At 35.8% G+C, this 16850-nt stretch carries 19 protein-coding genes and 2 pseudogenes; all 21 read right to left on the bottom strand.

Annotation, left to right across the window (positions count from 1 at the left end; translation table 11 throughout):
* Nucleotides 1-2292 carry a phage tail spike protein gene (locus A5816_RS03005; protein ID WP_086310669.1) on the bottom strand — a complete coding sequence of 764 codons (2292 nt, stop codon included), beginning with the start codon at nucleotides 2290-2292 and terminating at the stop codon, nucleotides 1-3.
* A 9-nt stretch (nucleotides 2293-2301) separates the two neighbouring features.
* Nucleotides 2302-3039, bottom strand: a complete 738-nt coding sequence (locus tag A5816_RS03000; protein WP_002305373.1) for a phage tail protein — start codon at nucleotides 3037-3039, stop codon at nucleotides 2302-2304.
* Between the two features lie 50 nt (nucleotides 3040-3089).
* Nucleotides 3090-4514, bottom strand: a pseudogene (locus tag A5816_RS16690) (phage tail protein); the annotation flags it as partial.
* Between the two features lie 120 nt (nucleotides 4515-4634).
* Nucleotides 4635-6794, bottom strand: a pseudogene (locus A5816_RS16685) (phage tail tape measure protein); the annotation flags it as partial.
* Nucleotides 6795-6810: 16 nt separating this feature from the next.
* Nucleotides 6811-6993 carry a hypothetical protein gene (locus A5816_RS02990; protein WP_002305377.1) on the bottom strand — a complete coding sequence of 61 codons (183 nt, stop codon included), beginning with the start codon at nucleotides 6991-6993 and terminating at the stop codon, nucleotides 6811-6813.
* Between the two features lie 2 nt (nucleotides 6994-6995).
* Nucleotides 6996-7358, bottom strand: a complete 363-nt coding sequence (locus A5816_RS02985; RefSeq protein WP_002286510.1) for a hypothetical protein — start codon at nucleotides 7356-7358, stop codon at nucleotides 6996-6998.
* Nucleotides 7355-7855 (bottom strand): immunoglobulin-like domain-containing protein, encoded by a 501-nt coding sequence (locus A5816_RS02980; RefSeq protein WP_086310667.1) that lies wholly within the window; start codon nucleotides 7853-7855, stop codon nucleotides 7355-7357. Before A5816_RS02980 ends, A5816_RS02985 begins: the two co-directional genes overlap by 4 nt.
* 40 nt (nucleotides 7856-7895) lie before the next feature.
* Nucleotides 7896-8507, bottom strand: coding sequence for a phage tail protein (locus A5816_RS02975; protein ID WP_086310666.1), 612 nt, complete (start codon nucleotides 8505-8507; stop codon nucleotides 7896-7898).
* An 11-nt stretch (nucleotides 8508-8518) separates the two neighbouring features.
* A complete protein-coding gene (locus A5816_RS02970; protein WP_002319774.1) occupies nucleotides 8519-8923 on the bottom strand; it encodes a hypothetical protein in 405 nt (134 codons plus the stop codon).
* Entirely contained in the window at nucleotides 8916-9317 is a 402-nt protein-coding gene (locus tag A5816_RS02965) for a hypothetical protein (RefSeq protein ID WP_002318246.1), read from the bottom strand. Before A5816_RS02965 ends, A5816_RS02970 begins: the two co-directional genes overlap by 8 nt.
* Nucleotides 9307-9660, bottom strand: a complete 354-nt coding sequence (locus A5816_RS02960) for a head-tail adaptor protein (RefSeq protein WP_002318247.1) — start codon at nucleotides 9658-9660, stop codon at nucleotides 9307-9309. Before A5816_RS02960 ends, A5816_RS02965 begins: the two co-directional genes overlap by 11 nt.
* Complete coding sequence (locus A5816_RS02955; protein ID WP_086310665.1) at nucleotides 9650-9961, bottom strand: hypothetical protein; 312 nt, start codon at nucleotides 9959-9961, stop codon at nucleotides 9650-9652. The genes A5816_RS02960 and A5816_RS02955 overlap by 11 nt, the downstream gene beginning before the upstream one ends.
* Complete coding sequence (locus tag A5816_RS02950) at nucleotides 9958-10833, bottom strand: hypothetical protein (RefSeq protein ID WP_086310664.1); 876 nt, start codon at nucleotides 10831-10833, stop codon at nucleotides 9958-9960. The genes A5816_RS02955 and A5816_RS02950 overlap by 4 nt, the downstream gene beginning before the upstream one ends.
* A 9-nt stretch (nucleotides 10834-10842) precedes the next feature.
* Nucleotides 10843-12003: a phage major capsid protein gene (locus tag A5816_RS02945; protein WP_002318250.1), complete on the bottom strand. Its 1161-nt coding sequence runs from the start codon at nucleotides 12001-12003 to the stop codon at nucleotides 10843-10845.
* Nucleotides 12003-12689 carry a head maturation protease, ClpP-related gene (locus tag A5816_RS02940; RefSeq protein ID WP_002334510.1) on the bottom strand — a complete coding sequence of 229 codons (687 nt, stop codon included), beginning with the start codon at nucleotides 12687-12689 and terminating at the stop codon, nucleotides 12003-12005. Before A5816_RS02940 ends, A5816_RS02945 begins: the two co-directional genes overlap by 1 nt.
* On the bottom strand, nucleotides 12652-13830 hold the full coding sequence (locus A5816_RS02935; protein WP_086310663.1) for a phage portal protein: 1179 nt from the start codon (nucleotides 13828-13830) through the stop codon (nucleotides 12652-12654). The genes A5816_RS02940 and A5816_RS02935 overlap by 38 nt, the downstream gene beginning before the upstream one ends.
* A gap of 19 nt (nucleotides 13831-13849) precedes the next feature.
* Entirely contained in the window at nucleotides 13850-15544 is a 1695-nt protein-coding gene (locus tag A5816_RS02930; protein ID WP_086310662.1) for a terminase TerL endonuclease subunit, read from the bottom strand.
* Nucleotides 15522-15836, bottom strand: coding sequence for a P27 family phage terminase small subunit (locus A5816_RS02925; protein ID WP_002286538.1), 315 nt, complete (start codon nucleotides 15834-15836; stop codon nucleotides 15522-15524). The genes A5816_RS02930 and A5816_RS02925 overlap by 23 nt, the downstream gene beginning before the upstream one ends.
* A gap of 102 nt (nucleotides 15837-15938) precedes the next feature.
* The gene (locus A5816_RS02920; protein ID WP_086310661.1) at nucleotides 15939-16220 is read right to left on the bottom strand and encodes a hypothetical protein; all 282 of its coding nucleotides are present in this window, start codon (nucleotides 16218-16220) and stop codon (nucleotides 15939-15941) included.
* Between the two features lie 4 nt (nucleotides 16221-16224).
* Nucleotides 16225-16569, bottom strand: coding sequence for an HNH endonuclease (locus A5816_RS02915; RefSeq protein ID WP_086310660.1), 345 nt, complete (start codon nucleotides 16567-16569; stop codon nucleotides 16225-16227).
* Nucleotides 16570-16594: 25 nt separating this feature from the next.
* Nucleotides 16595-16762 (bottom strand): hypothetical protein, encoded by a 168-nt coding sequence (locus A5816_RS16195; protein ID WP_179189686.1) that lies wholly within the window; start codon nucleotides 16760-16762, stop codon nucleotides 16595-16597.
* Nucleotides 16763-16850 lie beyond the last annotated feature (88 nt).

Here is a 16850-nt window from a genome sequence, read left to right as displayed (position 1 = left end):
TTAAAAACGTTTTTGGTCAAGCACTGTGCTATCATATGCTGTATCCTCTTTTAATCTAATATCTTCATACCCTAGACGGTGTGCCACTAAATTCCATCTAACTAATACGTTTGGCTTACTAGTTTCAATGATGAAATGGTCAATATCTTCATGAGTAACAGCACACAAAACTAGTTCTGTAGGTGTCACATGTGTCATATACCGACTTAGATTTACTGTCTCAGCAAACATGGGATCAATATCAACACGAACTTTACCATCATCACCTGTAACGGCTTCCCCATAATCAGCGAAATAATATTCTGGCGTTTCATAAGCGTTCAATAGTCGTTGTCCATAATGTTCTGTTGGTACGGTTGAGTTTTTAGTACCTCTAACAGTAAAATCTTTATATACTTGTACCGTTGATTGTTCAAACCTAGCAAGTTTCCCATCTTCCCATGAACCAAAAAAACAACCCGGTAACGTTAGCATACCGTCACTAGTAAATTTCATAGTCCTGCCAGCTACTTTAAACTCCCATGAACTACCCGCACTACCATTAATGCTTAAAGAACTACCGTCGCCATCAGTTATATAACTAGCATTGCTATACCTGAAATTGGGCGCACCAAAAGATAGAAACGGTTTGTTATTGCCATTATCCCACGTACTAAAAACCAAATTTCCCTGTGGATTTCTAATCATGAAACCACCACCAGTTTTCATAGTGTATGATACAATACCGGCATCAGCACTTACATAATCACGTGCTTCTAGCTCCATAATATCTTTGTTAACTTTTTTTGAATACCAAGTCATTTTGCCATTGGCAATACTTGTTCTATAATCAGTGCCATCACTAATTAATGTAGTACCTCTAATAGTAATCCCTACTATCTCACCAGCTGTAATAAACGAGGCATTGAATCCGCCATCTAGCGTCCATGCGGTGTCATACGTTCCATTAATACCAGTTTTAGAGAAACCAATACCAGCATTGTTAATTTGTAAAACATTCCGTGCGGTATTCTTATCTGGCGTGTCCATAATCAAAATACGACTAGGTGCTTCTTTAGGATCTAATAAAACATAGCCGCCATCTTGACCAGTAATCATATCAGTTTGATGATCTACAATATCATTGATTAAATCACTGATTCCGCCACCATTTTTCATTTGATCAATGGCATCATTAATCAAATTGCTTACATTATTCTCTGTATTTTCTAAGAAGTTTGTTTTGACGTTTCCTACAACTAATTTATCGTATGAATTAGTTAAAACATTAAACGTATATTCCACGATTCTCGCTGACATATTCACTTTTAACTGTGGATGATACACATCTACTCCGTCACCCATCGAAACTTTTTCTAGATCAACAAATTTTTCATAGCCTCTTTGATGCCTCAATGGTACTAATTCAATCGAACCACTCACTTGTGGTTTTTGTTTATCTATGTTTGTTTTCAACCAGTCTTTAGCAGCTTCCCTTAATGTGGCTACATCAGTTGCTTTGTCTTTAAAATCAACAAAAGAAACATATCCAGCAGGATAATCATCCACATAATCCGTGAAAATGACTTCTTCTGGTAGAGTGATCTCTTCTTCTCCTTCTGAAGAGCTGCTAATGAATGGATAAACTCCAACTAAAACACTTTGAGCATCTATCTCTAAGTCAAGACCAGTTAAGTTTTTAGTATAAATCGCTTTGATTTTATGATCCGTACCTAGCCTTTTTTCATGACGTAATGTGTTATTATCTTTTAGAAATTCACCATGAAATCGATCTAGAATAGATCCCTCTTTTCCGCCAAAGAATTCTAAAAAATTCGCCTTTTCTATCTTCACATTAGCAAGCGTATCTACTAATGATGTGAAAGAAAACTGTGAAGGAATAGCTGGTTTCGCTAAAGCTTTTGCGTTTTGCCATGCCTGAGTAGCAGTGATCTTTTCTGTTCCACTGTCATATTTATTCAACACCGATTTTCTTATATCATTGAAAATAGGTTCAGCTTTTACTTCTATCGTATTGCCTATTACAGAAGTCTTTGCATAATAAATCCGTAGACGCTGTTTTGCTCGATTTTCATCTACATAACACTGAATAATACGTCCTTCTACAATCAAATCTGCATTAGTTCCGCTTATTGGATAAGTACCCTGAAATATCTCGGCTCCGTTTAATTTATTGCTAACAGTAGCTGTTAACCAGTCTGACAAAGCGCCTAAACCTTGCGTATCATATAAATGTTCAGCTAAATTATTCGCGTCGTTTTTATCATAAATAGTTATTAAATTATCGATCATCTATTTCACCTACCTTAACCCATTACGATAAATTTGTATTTTGCTCAAACCAGTACAATTAAAATAATTAATATCCACTTGCAATGTCGGATATTGCATGGTCTTCATTTTGTTGGACCGATCTAAAATATCTCCGTCCGATTGCTCTTCGTAGCAAAGCATCAAATCACTATCAATGACTACGTCAGTTCCTACTACTAAGCCTTCAAAACTAAACACATAATCATTTAAGATGAACTGGCATGAAGTAGCTGAAGGAGTGATGATAATCTTTGGAAAACTTTCTTCTAAACTATTATTCAGCAAGTTAAATGACTGTGGTTTATCTACGGTTATTGGTACATCTTCTTGAACTCTTGCGAATGGTTTCGCAGTGATATTTACATCAAACTCTCCCCATTCAACGATATCGTTTTCTGCATCCCCAATATCGATAGTCTGGATAACGTAATAGACGTTGGGATCATCAGAGAATTCTAATTTCTTTGCATAGTTTAACCAATGACGCATGATATAAAACGATTGCTTGAACGCTTGATGGTCTTCCACATCCTCTAAATAGTTATAGTGCAATGTAAACGACATATCTTCAAACGAGTAATCTTGTACTAAGCCACCTAACCTACCTAAAACAGAAGTTTCAACTCTCTGTCTTTTTGGAGAAGGTATGGTTGGTCTTTCAGCTAAAGCCAATTTATGCAAATAATCAGGAAATCCATCGATTATAGAATGTATACAATCAGTCATTTTTTCACATCCTTTTTAATACTAAAAAAACAGGAGAAATACTCTCCTGTTTAACGCCATGCCGAAGCATTATCATTTTGAACTTTTGTAATGCTATCAATGATTTGTTGAGTTGTTTGCTTCATAGTAACCTCATCTGCGTTACCATCAATTGTGAAATTGAATTCGTAGTTGTTCACAGGTTGAATCGTTTGTGCCCTAGATGAAACTGAGGTGCTACTCAAGATACGATCACCAATTTCTTGCAGAACAGATTTTTTCAAAGGTAAAACTGCTTCAGGTCCTGCTTCACCAACACCGATGATATTAGGAGAATTAAACACACTACCTTTCGCGTACCAATCAACACCCAACGTTGGAATTTTTCCCTTCAATGGATTGAATTCCCCGCTCAACTTAAAATGTGGTAACGGAATATGTGGTATAGAAATATTCAGATTATTAAACATTCCGCTGATTGCATTCCTAATCCAATCAATTGGAGCGCTAATAGTCTTTTTGATACCTTCCCATATGTTAGCAATCGTACTTTTAACATTATTGAATATGCCGGAAACAATACCTGTTAGGTTTGACCAACCGCTTGAAATTGCATTTTTTCCATCGTTTACTTTAGAGCTAATGGTACTTGTAATTCCATTCCAAAGATTTGAAGCAGTATTTTTGATACCGTTCCAAATTCCACTAATCCACGAAGATATACTATTCCAAACGCTTTGAATTACACTATTTGCTGCATTTGTAGCATTGCTTATACTGCTTGTCACACTATTCCAGGTATTTGATGCACTATTCTTGATAGCATTCCATTTATCAGTTAACCAGCTTGTGATGGCAGTCCACACGCTGATTATACCGTCTTTTGTTGATTGGACTAGATTATAAACTATAAGCTTTATACTATTCCATACGGTACTAGCTGTACTTGCTATTGTATTCCACGTACCAGTCAACCAAGTAACAACACTATTCCAAATATTTATAATTCCATCCAAAATAGCATGGGATAAATTAATAATAAAATCTTGAATAGGTTGCCAGATTGCAATTGCCGTTTGAGAAATAGTATTCCAAGTGTTTGTTAATACAGTTAGAATATTATTCCACACCATTGTTAATGTATTTTGTATGTTTTCCCATATACTGGAAAACCATGTCACAATAGGATCAAATACATTATGCAATGTAGTAATGATATTATTCCATGTATTCGTTAGGAAATTTGTCATGCTATTCCATGTATTACTTAAGAACTCAGAAATAGGAGTCCAAACAGCTTGCCACGCTACATAAAATAGCTGTTTAGCTACATCAAAAATACCTACGATAACATTAATAGCCGCTTGAATAATTGATGTGATGAATGTCCATGGGATTTGCACAATACCCACAATATCATCCCATATGATTGACCAAACTTTTTTAACGCCATCCCAAACATTTGCTGCCCAATCAACAAAATTCTGCCAAGTTTCTTTTACTCCTTGCCAGATGTTTGATGCGCCTTCGGTTAAAGACTCCCATAAGTTATTAAACCATTCAGTTAATCCTTTCCATAAGTCTTTTACATCACTAACAAACTCGCTCCAAGTCTCTTGGACTCCTTGCCAGATATTGGAAGCCCCTTCGACTAATCCGTTCCATAACTCTCCAAACCAATCAGAAACACCTTGCCAAATATCTTGAACCCAATCTACAAATCCAGACCAGGTTTCTTTGACTCCATCCCAAACTGATGAGGCACCTTCTTTTATGCTTTTCCAGGTATCGCCCAACCAATCGGTGAATTTTTTCCATAAATCACTAAACCAGTCAGTGATTGCGCCCCAGTTTTTTATAATTGCTATAACTCCAGCGATAGCAGTAATAACTGCTCCTATTATTAATGTAGTAGGACCACCTAGAGCCATGAAGCCAACTATTATTGGCATTAATAAAGTAAATGCAGCAGTCAATCCGCCAATTGCTACGGCATAATCCTGTACTGGTTGTGGAAGATTATTAAACGCATCAGCCATCTTTCCTAGAAAATCAATTACTGGTTCGAGTGCATCTATGATTGTGTTGCCTATAGGAGCTAATGAATCCTTTAATTCAGCTATTTTCCCGTTCAACTCTTGCAACGGAGTAGTAGAATCTTCATTCATTTTTTGTGCAGATCCACTAACATCATCAAATGTATGGTTAACATCAGTTAAAGATTGGACAACTTTCATCGCATTATCTTCGCCAAGCGCAGACCAAATTGTCGAAGCTTTATTTAATTGGTCGTATTGACCATCCATATTGCTAAAATCTTGAATCATGGAATTAATAACGTCTTTTTGTGTTCCTCCGCCATTTTTCCACTCTTCAAAAGCTTTTCTAGTACTTTCACTAAACATATCCATGTTTTGCTCAAATCGACCATCTGTTAACGATATTCCCATTTCCTTAACTAAGTCATTGACTTTATCAAGGTTATAAGCACCCGCATCTAAACCATTTTGAAGCATTCCGAACGTTTCATCAGCTGAATATCCCATTTGACTCCATAATTGGCTATATTCTGCCATATTGTCGCCTAATTCGTGCGTTTTATCTAAACCGTTTTGAGTACCCGAAACCATTAAATCCATTGCATCTTGAGCGCTCAAGCCGAAATTGACCATTAAACCATTTACACCACGTAACGTTTCATCCATATCAGCGCCCATGGTGTTTTCTAGGACCATAGCTTGTTCCGTGATATTTTGTAAATCTTGATTATTTAAATCGCCTAAATTACGCTTTACCAAAATCAATGCATCTGTGGACTGATCTAACGATTCTCCAAAACCTTTATAATAAATGTCTCTGGCTACATTCGTTAATTCTTCAGCCTCTTGTTTAGTCAAACCAAAATTAGCTTGTATCTTACTCTGGGAACTACCTACACTGTTAGCTGAGTCCACTGCTTGTTTCCCTAATTCTGTAAGCTTATCGCCAATGTCGCTTAAAACGTCAGAAGCTTCCATTAAATTATTCATATCTATTTTGCTTCCGATATCGTCCAAGTTAGTTGTATCTACATTTTTAGCAGCTTGTCCTAACTCTTCAAATTCACGTTCAGCATCATTAAGCTTCGCTTCCATCTGCATTGCTTCTGTGGATGTAGCGCCAAATTCAGACTGTGTAGCTTCTAACTGTCGTCTTAGGATATCTATCGTTTTCTCCGCATTTTCAGATTGTTGAGAAACAAATTCTTGGGCTTTCGCTAATTTCTCGGATTCAGAAGCTGATTGACCAGTAGTTGCTTGCCATTTTTTGTATTCGGATTCAATCAGAGAAGCACTAGCTTGAACATTTTTCTGTTCACTGTCCAACTGTTGCATTGTAGACTCGTACGTCTGTATTTCGCCTTTTGCTTGAGCTAGGGCATTACTCGTTTTATCAATTTCGTTTGACAAACGTTGTTGTGCTGTTTGTTGATTAATCAGTTCTCTCTCAAGTTTCTGAACTTCGGTGGAATTTTCTCCATAATATTTTTTGGCATTGGCTAAACGTTGACTAGTTACTTCAACTTTTTGACTTTGTAATTCATACTGCTTTTCTAAAGAAGATAATTTACTTCCTAACTTGTCTGATTCAGAACCAGTCTGTTGTAATTGAGCTTGTTCTAGTTTTAATTCTGCTCTATTTTTAGTTAATTCAGCACTGATTTCTTTTAACGTAGATTTCAATCCGTCATCGTTAGCTATGAAAGTTACTTCTGCTTCTGTTCTCTTTTTAGCCATTTTTTACCTCCTTTCTTTAGTTTTTCTGGGATTGGTTTATTGCATAGTTTTTCCATCCTTCATAAGCACTCTTGTTGTAAGCCATTTGCAAAATGTCATCTAAACAGATATCGCTTAAAACCAAATCTGAAGGCATAGAAAAAACGTCGGTCAACATCGAATAGACATCGACCCACGTTTCAACTAAGAGCTTTGGCATTTTTACTTTTGAAGCTTTTTTTCCTTATTTGCTTTTTCGAATTCTTTTTGATAGGCATCTCGTGCTTGTTTGAACATCATCAATTGATAAATATAGCTGGCAGTAGCCATATCAAAATCCCATTTATCGATAAATTCATCGAATGAAATATAATCAGTCATGTTCGCTTGGCGGTAAGCAATATACACAGCCTTTGCACCTTGAATAACAGAAATATCCATGGATCCTTTTCCCACAGTCATTTTTGCAAACTCGTCTGTGTTAAAATCTCTATTGATCATCAATAATTTCTTGATATTCAGTTTAGGTTCTAAATTCAAAATTGTTCCATCGTTTAGTTCAATTTTTGAGTAATCTTCGTTCATTTTGCTTCCTCCAATTTTTCTTCTTGTTTGATTGGTACATCTGCTTGGTCTAGTTCTTTATCGTCTTTGTCAGCTATATAGACTTTCACAACATCTGTTGCTAACAAGCCTTTCCTGTAATATTCAAAGTTTGGTGGATCAGCCTGACTAATTGGCACGGAATAAATCCGCTCGCCGTTAATATACAGACCTACTTTTTCTACCAGTGTCCCTTGATATGTACCAGTTACCCATGTACTGGTACCTGGTACATATTCATCAACCGTGAGTATTTTTGTTTCAACGATTGCTGTGAATTCAATTTCGGCGATTTCAGATTCCACATCATCATAAAAAACACTCAAACCATAAACATGAGTGTCTCCTTCTGATATTTCTGCAAATGTTTTAGTAACCTTTCCATCCACAATATAAGCTGTCCCAAAATTTCGACCGTCTTTATAAGCTCTTGCGCTTGTCGCCCCATCTGGACAGTCCGCAGTTACAGTGACAGTCATTTTCTCTGCATCATAAACGGCTGTCAGATTTTGGGGCGGTTTAGGGTGCTTCTGTAGTCGTTGTAGTAGTGGTTGTTGAACTCTTTTTAATCACATCAGCAGATAGATTTGTCATCCATTGATCTGTTAAGTCTTCTTCAAGTTCTGCAACAATTGCTTCATGATAGAATTTACCAAATTCATCTTGCATAACTTTTGTTTCTAGTTCTAACGCAGCTACTTCATCCGCGCCATTTTCAATAGAGAATGTTAATCCTGTATTTGAAGTGCATGCTAACATACCAACTAACTTGCTATTTTCTTCGAAGTCATCCACGATCTCTGCAGCAAGTGAGAAATCTTCGCCTACGGAATCAGGACCGTAAGAGTAAATGCCTGGTTTAATACGTTCATCTTGTTTCAATCCATTGAAACGTCGATAAACTTCCATCGGTACATGTGCAGTAATTGTTACCGTCATATTGATTGGTTTAGATTTTGATTTTACTTCTGTCGCTCCACATTTTTTAACCACCGTTTGCATTTCTGTTTCGCCATCTAATTGTCCATTACAATCTGTTGCGATTGCATTTTCTGCGTTCTTAAAATTAAAAGCAATTCGTTTGATACTCACGTTATCGAACGTTGTTACTACAGTTGTTGTTTTAGCCATTATTGTTCCTCCTATTTATTTAATTTATCGAATTGACGAATCAGAAGTTCTGTAATCGGATCAAGTGCAAGACCTAATCCTCTTCTCATGAATTCGTCTGGCTGATTTCTTTTAGAAGTACCTATCCCCAAATCAGGATATTTTAAATACTCAAATTTTCTTGTAGGTCTAATGATGAAACCCAAATTAATATATTGAGTCTTAAGTGGACGACTATTTTTTGCGTGTTGGTGTCCTCTTCTTAAATCTGCTTCAGAAACAGGAATTTTTTCCGTAATCCTATCCACTGCAATATCTGAACCTTTTGATTTCAATGCTTCGTTAATCAGTCGTTCGCTCTCGCTTGAATAGCGTTCCATCCGCACAAGAAGTTCATCATGTCCATTTATTTTTAGCTCCCAACTATTTTTAGCCATGACAATCACTCTTCAATAATCGTCTAAACGTAAATACCAATTGATCGATATAGCGATCTTGATTTTCTAGTTTTAAATGGTTGGGATCCATTCTCTGAAAACGAATCGAACGATTTTGAATCAATGAAATAATATCTAGTGAATCTCCTGTTAAATCTTCTCTATTTTCTGAATAGAAAGTTAGATATAGATTTTGACCCACGCTATATTTTGGTTCAGTGATCATTTCTATTTCTCCTGTTTCGAGAATGAAGTAATTAAAATCATCAGGTAGCTCATCCTCGCCAACAGAGTCTTGAAAGAGTTTGAGCTTAAAATGTTCTTCTAAGGAAGTTTTGATAGCAGAAATTTGCTTATTTAAACGTTCTTTTTCTTTAGAATTATCAATCACCATATTCACCCACACTTTCAAGATAAAAATAGATATAAAAATTATCGTAATCGGCATAGATAACGTTGTAACGCATACTATCGATTACGATAAAATATTGATCTTTATTAAATTTCTTGGCGATTGGATGAAATGGAGTCTTTACTTTCTTAGTTAATTTCGATCCCATCGCATCCATAGATGTTATATCACTATCTCTCATGGAAAGATTTCTAAATTTTAAAGAAGTGATTTCTGTATCTTCTACACCAATTTTTTTTCCTAATTCATTTCTTTTTGTGGTTTGCGTCAAAATCTTTAACCAACCATCGTTGAACGTTTCTTCGAGTCTACGATTATTCGCCATTCCCATCACCTGCAATATATTCTTGTAGCGCATAATGTTGAATGAAACCTAATAACTCACTAGCGAAATTTTGTTCAAACTCATCTAAAGCACGATTCCAGTCGTATCTACATCTTTCGATTAGCAATCCGTATTCTAAGCTTTCAGGAGAAAAAGAAAGAGTTGTACTCACTTTACTTTGAAGATAAACAGCATTTTTAGCTATCATCTTTTTAATTAACTCATCTTCTTCGTTCCAGGTAACGTAAATATTATCCTTCACAGCTGTTAGCAATTCTTCAGTCACTTGTTCAGGCGTCATCTAACCACCGCCTTAATTGCTTTAACATATGCGTAAGAGCATTTTTTCTTGTTTACAAATGATAAATCTTCATCAAAAGGCGTGGAAGTCACATATCTCCCTTTGAAAAATAAATCTTCGTCAGCTGTTGTTACTCCAGCATTGTGCAAGATTTTTACTTCTTTAACTTTTTCTATTGGATCAGTAGCAAAACAAAAGTCTAATTCCTCGTGAACTTTAGGACCAATATTGAAATACATCATGTTCCAAAGCTGTGCCCACATCTCGGCTGTCCAGATTTGTATATTTGTTTTTTGCCCTCTAAGGTAGCGATATAGCCGATTAGAATCTAGATAAACCTTTTTCCAATAATTCGCTTTAGGACGGTTAATAATCCACTGTGCGCCTCCTGAATTAGTGTTTATAGTTTCCAAAGATTCTACTGTAACATTTACAATGTTTGCCATATCTTTTAGAATATTTTCTCCGTTTTCACAGCTTCTAATATAATCAAGACTTAGATAACTACAGCAGTCGCTACAATACCAAACATCATCTTTAGAAGGCAATTTGCGCAAATTAATTCTTTTATTGAAAATGACATCCGAATCGATATAGAAATATCGGTCGTCCTCACGCGAATGATCTTCTTCTAAATATTTCCACCATAAATATGGTTTAATCGAAGGAATATACTCTTTGTCGTCCCGCAGATCATCGTACACATGAACTTCAACGCCATATTCCTTCTCAAAAAAAATAGGAATCTGATCATCGTGTCTGCTGAAAAGCAATACGATATCTTTGATTCCTAGTTTCTTCAGATTAGTTAAACAAACTTCAAGCTCCCATTTAAACCGATTGATTGCCGGCTGACAAAGAATATACTTCATTCTGATCACCTACGCTTGTGTTGTAGTTGTTGTGGTTGTTGGTTTTGTAGTTGTAGTAGTAGTTCCCAAAGCGCTAATATCTAATACAATGAAACTATCGTTACGTTTAGGTTGACCGTTTGCATATTGTTTAGCTAGATAAATGCGTTCGTCTTCAACAAAATGGTATTCATCTGAAGCTTCAATTTTCAGCGTAGATCCTACACCCATAAAGTAATCTGAAGCTACCCCAATAACTGCTTTTCCTTCTGGCACAGCTGTTGACTGCAAGTCTGAAACTGGTACTGGCAATACTTGTACATATTCTCCATTAGCAGTTAGTACAGTCTTAGCTGGGAATACTTTAGACCAGTAATCAGTTGGATTCACAATTAGGACCACATCAGAAGGATTCACATTACGATAAATCGGATCATCTACACCTTCGATATTGAATTTTGATAGTCGTGCCATCAAACCGCCCATAGTTGCAGCATCTAAAGCTGTAATAGGTTCTGCTGTTTTTTCAGCATATTCTCCGCTAGTTTGTTTACTCATATCACGCATCATTCCGACTGGCATATCTTTACCAGTACCATCAACAATTGCTTGTTCTAATGCAATTCTCAATGATTCTACTAAAACAGTACGGACATAACGATCTAACCATACTGGACCTAAGTCAAGCATTGCCTTACATACAGGAATATAACCTGATAGCTTGAACTGCTTCATGTTAATTACGTCAAAGCCATTATCTAAAACTTTTTTAACAGCTTCGCAAAGCTTACCCCACCATGCTGGATTGACTCCGCGTGACACAATCCATTCTGTTACACCAGTTGTGTTAACAAAAGTAATTTTTTGCAATAGTGGATGAGATTGTTCTAAATCTTCAAACACACGTTCAAATACAGTAGCTGGCACTAATTCTTCGACCCCTGCAAAACCTTCGTTATTCACTACTTCGTTATAGAATTTTGTTTCTTGTGTAGTTAATACACGCTGACCACGGTTCATTAATACTAATTGATCTTGATTTTTTGCTGTTGCTTCTTCTAAAATTTTATCCTGAATTTCCTTAGATAAGCTTACCATAGCTGCGCTAAAAGATTCTTCGTTACCATCTTTAAAAGCTTTCATCAATTGGTCACTTGCAGCTGTTACACCTTTTAAATTTTTAACTGTCATTATTTTGCATCTCCTTGTCCAAATGTTTTATTTAATGCTGCTGTAAATGCAGCAATTTTTTCTGCTCTTTTTTCTTCAACGTCATTCAAAATTTCTTCAACGCTTTGTTCTTTTTTAGCTTCAGTACCTGCGCTATTTTCTGCATCGATAATTTCATCGACCAATCCATAACTCAAAGCTGTTTCTGCATCCATAAACGATTCTTTTTCAAGAAGTTCTTGCAATGCTTCATCTGTGCCATTGAATCGTGTTTTATATGAAGCCTTTACCGATTTATCAATTGATTCCAATTGATCAGCAATCGTGCGGAAGTCATCGACATTTCCTTCTCCATATGTGGAAGCGCGGTGAATCATCAATTGTGCATTGTTGTAAATTTTTATAGTATCGCCAGCCATCGCGATAATTGAAGCAGCACTAGCGGCTAAGCCGTTAATCACAACGTTAACTTTTGCTTTATTTGACTTAAGTAAGTTCCCAATAGCAATCCCTTGGAATACGTCGCCACCATTTGAATTAATCACCACTTCAATTTCTTCTTGATCACCTAGACTATCCAAAATATTTTTGATTCCCTTGTCAGTATTCCCCTCAAAGAACCAACTAGAACCAATAAATCCCTGAATAAAAATTTGTGGTACTGTGCCTTCATTCTTTACTGCTAGAAATGTTTTCATTGTCGTCATTCGCCTCACCTCCTTTCGATACTTGTTGGTTGTTTTTAGTTATAAATATTTCATCTGCCATCGCCTTATCAGAGCGATCATTTCCAACGCGTTCTCTTCCTTCGTTGATTGTAAATACCCCATTTCTAATGCCTACATCAATAGCGTCAACCAAATCTTTGAAGCTAGTAATCTTGATCATAGTTGTATCAACACGTACAAAATTCCCTGACAAGTATTCTTCTGCTTCATAGAGACTAGCGTTAAACGCATCCTGAATAAGTTCAGCAATCGGTATGATTTCGAACATTAAAAAAGCGTCCACTTGATCCGATAACCCACTCATGTCTCCCTTTAGTAGGTTTTTCGGAACGTGAAACGCTGCTGCTGTCATCTCAAAGATGTCGTCTATTAAGTTTTTTATATCTCTTGAATTGCTTTGGAAGTTTCCGCTGAAGTCTAGCAATTCATACTCCTTTTGTAGTTGGAATACTGCCCCTGCATTGTCCGCTTCCATGAATGCTTTGAACTGTGAGGTCATCATTTCATTTATTTTTCCCTGAGTGGTGTTGTCTTGAGGTCTGAACAACTCACCTTTCAGTACGTATCTACGAGCGTTAGAACGCTTGTAAACATTCATAGCACTAGAAATGAGTTTCCCATACGCTTGATAATACGCATCGACTAGTTGCCTAATTTGTTGATCTGCGTATTTTATATAGATAACCTCACTTTCTAGAAATTCTCTATCAAGAACTATGTTATTAATTTGCACTTGAGAAAACACATCATCTTTTAATGCATATTCTGTGACATCCCAACTATCCGCAATAAATATTTCGCTAGAATTATTAGACGGAGAAACGATCAATACTTCATTGTAGAATATTAATCTCCTGATCAGTTTTTTTCTAAATTCTGTTGCATTATTTTTCTTATTAGGAGCTACATTCAGCCTATAGTAAAGATCATTCTTTTTATTTTTTCCATCTTCATATGACTTGAATTCCGCTTTGCTCATCGCATTTGCAATTAAATCAATGCAAGTTTCAATTGCAAATTTTCGATACACAAAATCAACTTGCAATTTACAATAATAATCTTCTAGAGAAACTGTCGCCTTTTTTGTGAAGTATCCTACCGCCTTTTGAAAAATCCCCACTTTCTCACCTCCTTTCAAGTTAGAATACTAGAGGAGTAAATCCAGTTCCTGTATTTTCTACTGAGCTATTTGTGACTGTTACAGGAGCAGAATCATAAATATCATCTAAAAAATTCAAACCATGAAGGAATGAAAAAAAGCCATCCGTTTTTCTAGTTTCAGGTTCTATTTTTTCATAACGTATATTCCCATTAGAAATATGCTCTTCATATACATTCATGCAATACCAACGCATAATTGCATCATCGCCAAAATATAAACGTTGATTAATAAAAAGGTCATCAACCAGATCTTTTAACATACCATGTGTAACAGATCCGCTTCGAACAATTTCCACAGTAAAACCTGCTTCTTCTAAAGCGGGCTTCAATATTTTTGCACGGTACATATCCATAGCGATTTTTTTAATGTAATATTTATTACTCATTTCAAGAAACCAACCTACGATATAATCTGCTTCTATATTTTTCCCATGAACGATTTGTGATTTGCCTTGATCTATAGAAATATCTATAACCTCTCGTTTTATGTTCTGTAATCGAAGAGCTGATTCGTGGATAAAAGTATGTTGTGTAAAATAAACATCTTTATCATATTTTCCTAGCAACCCAACGCTGGCAAAATCTCGTCTATCAGCAAAATCGACTGTTCCTATCACTTCATCCATTTTTTCAGGAAATTCTTTTTCTTTCGTATGAAGAACATCATCATATGAAGCTACAGCAAATCGTGTATCTTCCATAGGTCTGTTCATTCGTTTTGTCATGAACGTAAGTCTTAAACCAGCATTACGTTGCATTTGAGAGTATTCTTGAAACATTTTCCGTTTTAAATCTGCATTGTAATTAATAGTCGGACAAGCTTTTTCCCACATATCGGGATCATCAACTTCATTATCGTTATCCAAGCGACAAATAAATGGAAACAAACTAGAAAATTCTGCTCCATCCTTGTCAATTCCAAGTTCTCCAGAAAGAATCATTTTTGATTCTTCTATAATGTCATCAAGCGGACCACCACGAACATGACCATTAGTTGTATCATAAAATTCTCTATAATCTCGAATTTTACCACCACCAGAAGTAGCCACATTTATCATTGAATAATCTTCATTTTCGTGAATTTCATCAAAACGGTTTGCACCTGGTCGCTTACCATCTTTTGTTCTAGCGTTTGCCGTGTTATAACGAAGCTTGCTATTTGTAGCGATATTTTGAATAACTTCCTTCGTAGCTTTAAACACTTTTTTATCTAAATCAGGATGATCTTTAATTACTTTAAATACATCATCAAAACTAGTCTTTGCTTGGCTTTCGTTATTGGCATAAATATCAATATCATAATTTTTAATACCGTGTTTTGCAGTCAGCAAGAAAAAATTGTTCCAAGAAGCAAAACCAGTTTTACCATTACCACGTCCCATTAATGAAAGATATCTATTGAACACTAGCGTTTTATCTTTTTTCCATCGGACTCCATAAATAAAACATTGTAGAAATTTTTCCCACGGAATTAATTCAAATGGAAAGTATTGTGCTGGTATCTTGATTGAATCCTCTACCATTTGCTTATCGAAGTAAATATCTTCTCTAGTAAAGACTCTTTCTTCTAGATACTTTTTTAGCAATAATTGCTCTTTGCATACCTTGATAGTGCCTTCTTCTATAGCTTTGAACCAATTTTCAATATGCTTATAACTCAGGAATTGATTCATTTGCTTCACCTACCAATTCAGGAGTAATGGCAAGTTTATCCAACATCAATCCCATTTGTTTGTTGACAGAAACAAGCAACGCTACTGATTCATTCTTTTTACCATTCTCCAGTCTAATGCCGTTCTCGGATATATCTTCTTCCAGTGATATCGCCGTTTCCCATAAACTGATATAACGATCAACATTATCTAAGAATGGCTCAATATTTGTTTTCTGACTTTCCAATTGGCTTATTAAAGAGCGGCGTAATTTTTCTCTGTAGCGATTTTGAGACAATTCGTTTTTAAACATTTTAGCCCTCCTTTCATGATAAAGTTCGAAAAAATCTCTTTTCCTGACAGCCCCCTCCGTTTCATCACCCCCAAAAAATTTGCGATTTATTTTAAGGGGGGGTTATCTCACCATCGGAATGAAAGCTTCAGCGAAGTCAATGTAATAATTAATCTCTTCAATGCTATATCCAAAAACATTTTTTATTCTTTCAACGTTATTATCTTTATTCAACGCTTCTCTTACTTGATTCACTTTGTATTTGCTGCAACAGTTATCTGATAACAGATCTCTAATACCTACATAGCGAACGTATATCAAACGTTTAATTAATCCTTGTGTATAAGATGAATACTCTTCAAGCTTTTCTGTATCATACTCTCTGCCATTGTCATTGATGACCATATACTTACCACCTTTCACTTGCGTCGAAGTTAGCAAAGCTTTCTATCTTCTTCTCTTGTTTATCCAATGCTGTAAGATATCTGCCATGAACTTCATTATGATGTTCAACACATAAACAAATAAGATTATCTAAATCTAAAGCTAAGTCAGGTCTATCCTTGACTTCTTTTATATGATGAACGTTCTCTACTCTATGATACTTACCTAGTCTTCTACACTCTTGGCATTCATAGTGATCTCGTTTCATCGCTTTCTCTCTAAGCTTGCGCCATTTAGGAGACTGATAGAACTTAACCAAACGATCTTCTCTTATCAACTGTAATAGCCATCTATAGAATTCCTCGGTCATGTTCCGTCTCCTTTCGCAATCTTATTTAATGCTTAGCTATTTTTTTGCCATACAATGAAATAACTTCATTGCTTTCCTTTCGTTTATATGTATCGCTCTTTATTGGTCTTCTATACTCATATACTTTTTCGCCATTACCTTTATGAACAGTGATTACTTCATACTTCTGTTCTAAGTATTGTGGTCTATACATTGTTGTTACCTCCTTTGTGCAAAATAAAAAGACCACTCAAAGAGTGATCTCATATGTACGTCTCCGCTTGGGACACATCACTTGAGAG

Source organism: Enterococcus sp. 3G1_DIV0629, from assembly GCF_002141285.1.
Taxonomy (GTDB): Bacteria; Bacillota; Bacilli; order Lactobacillales; family Enterococcaceae; genus Enterococcus_B; species Enterococcus_B lactis.
This window is presented reverse-complemented; position numbering and strand designations above follow the sequence as displayed.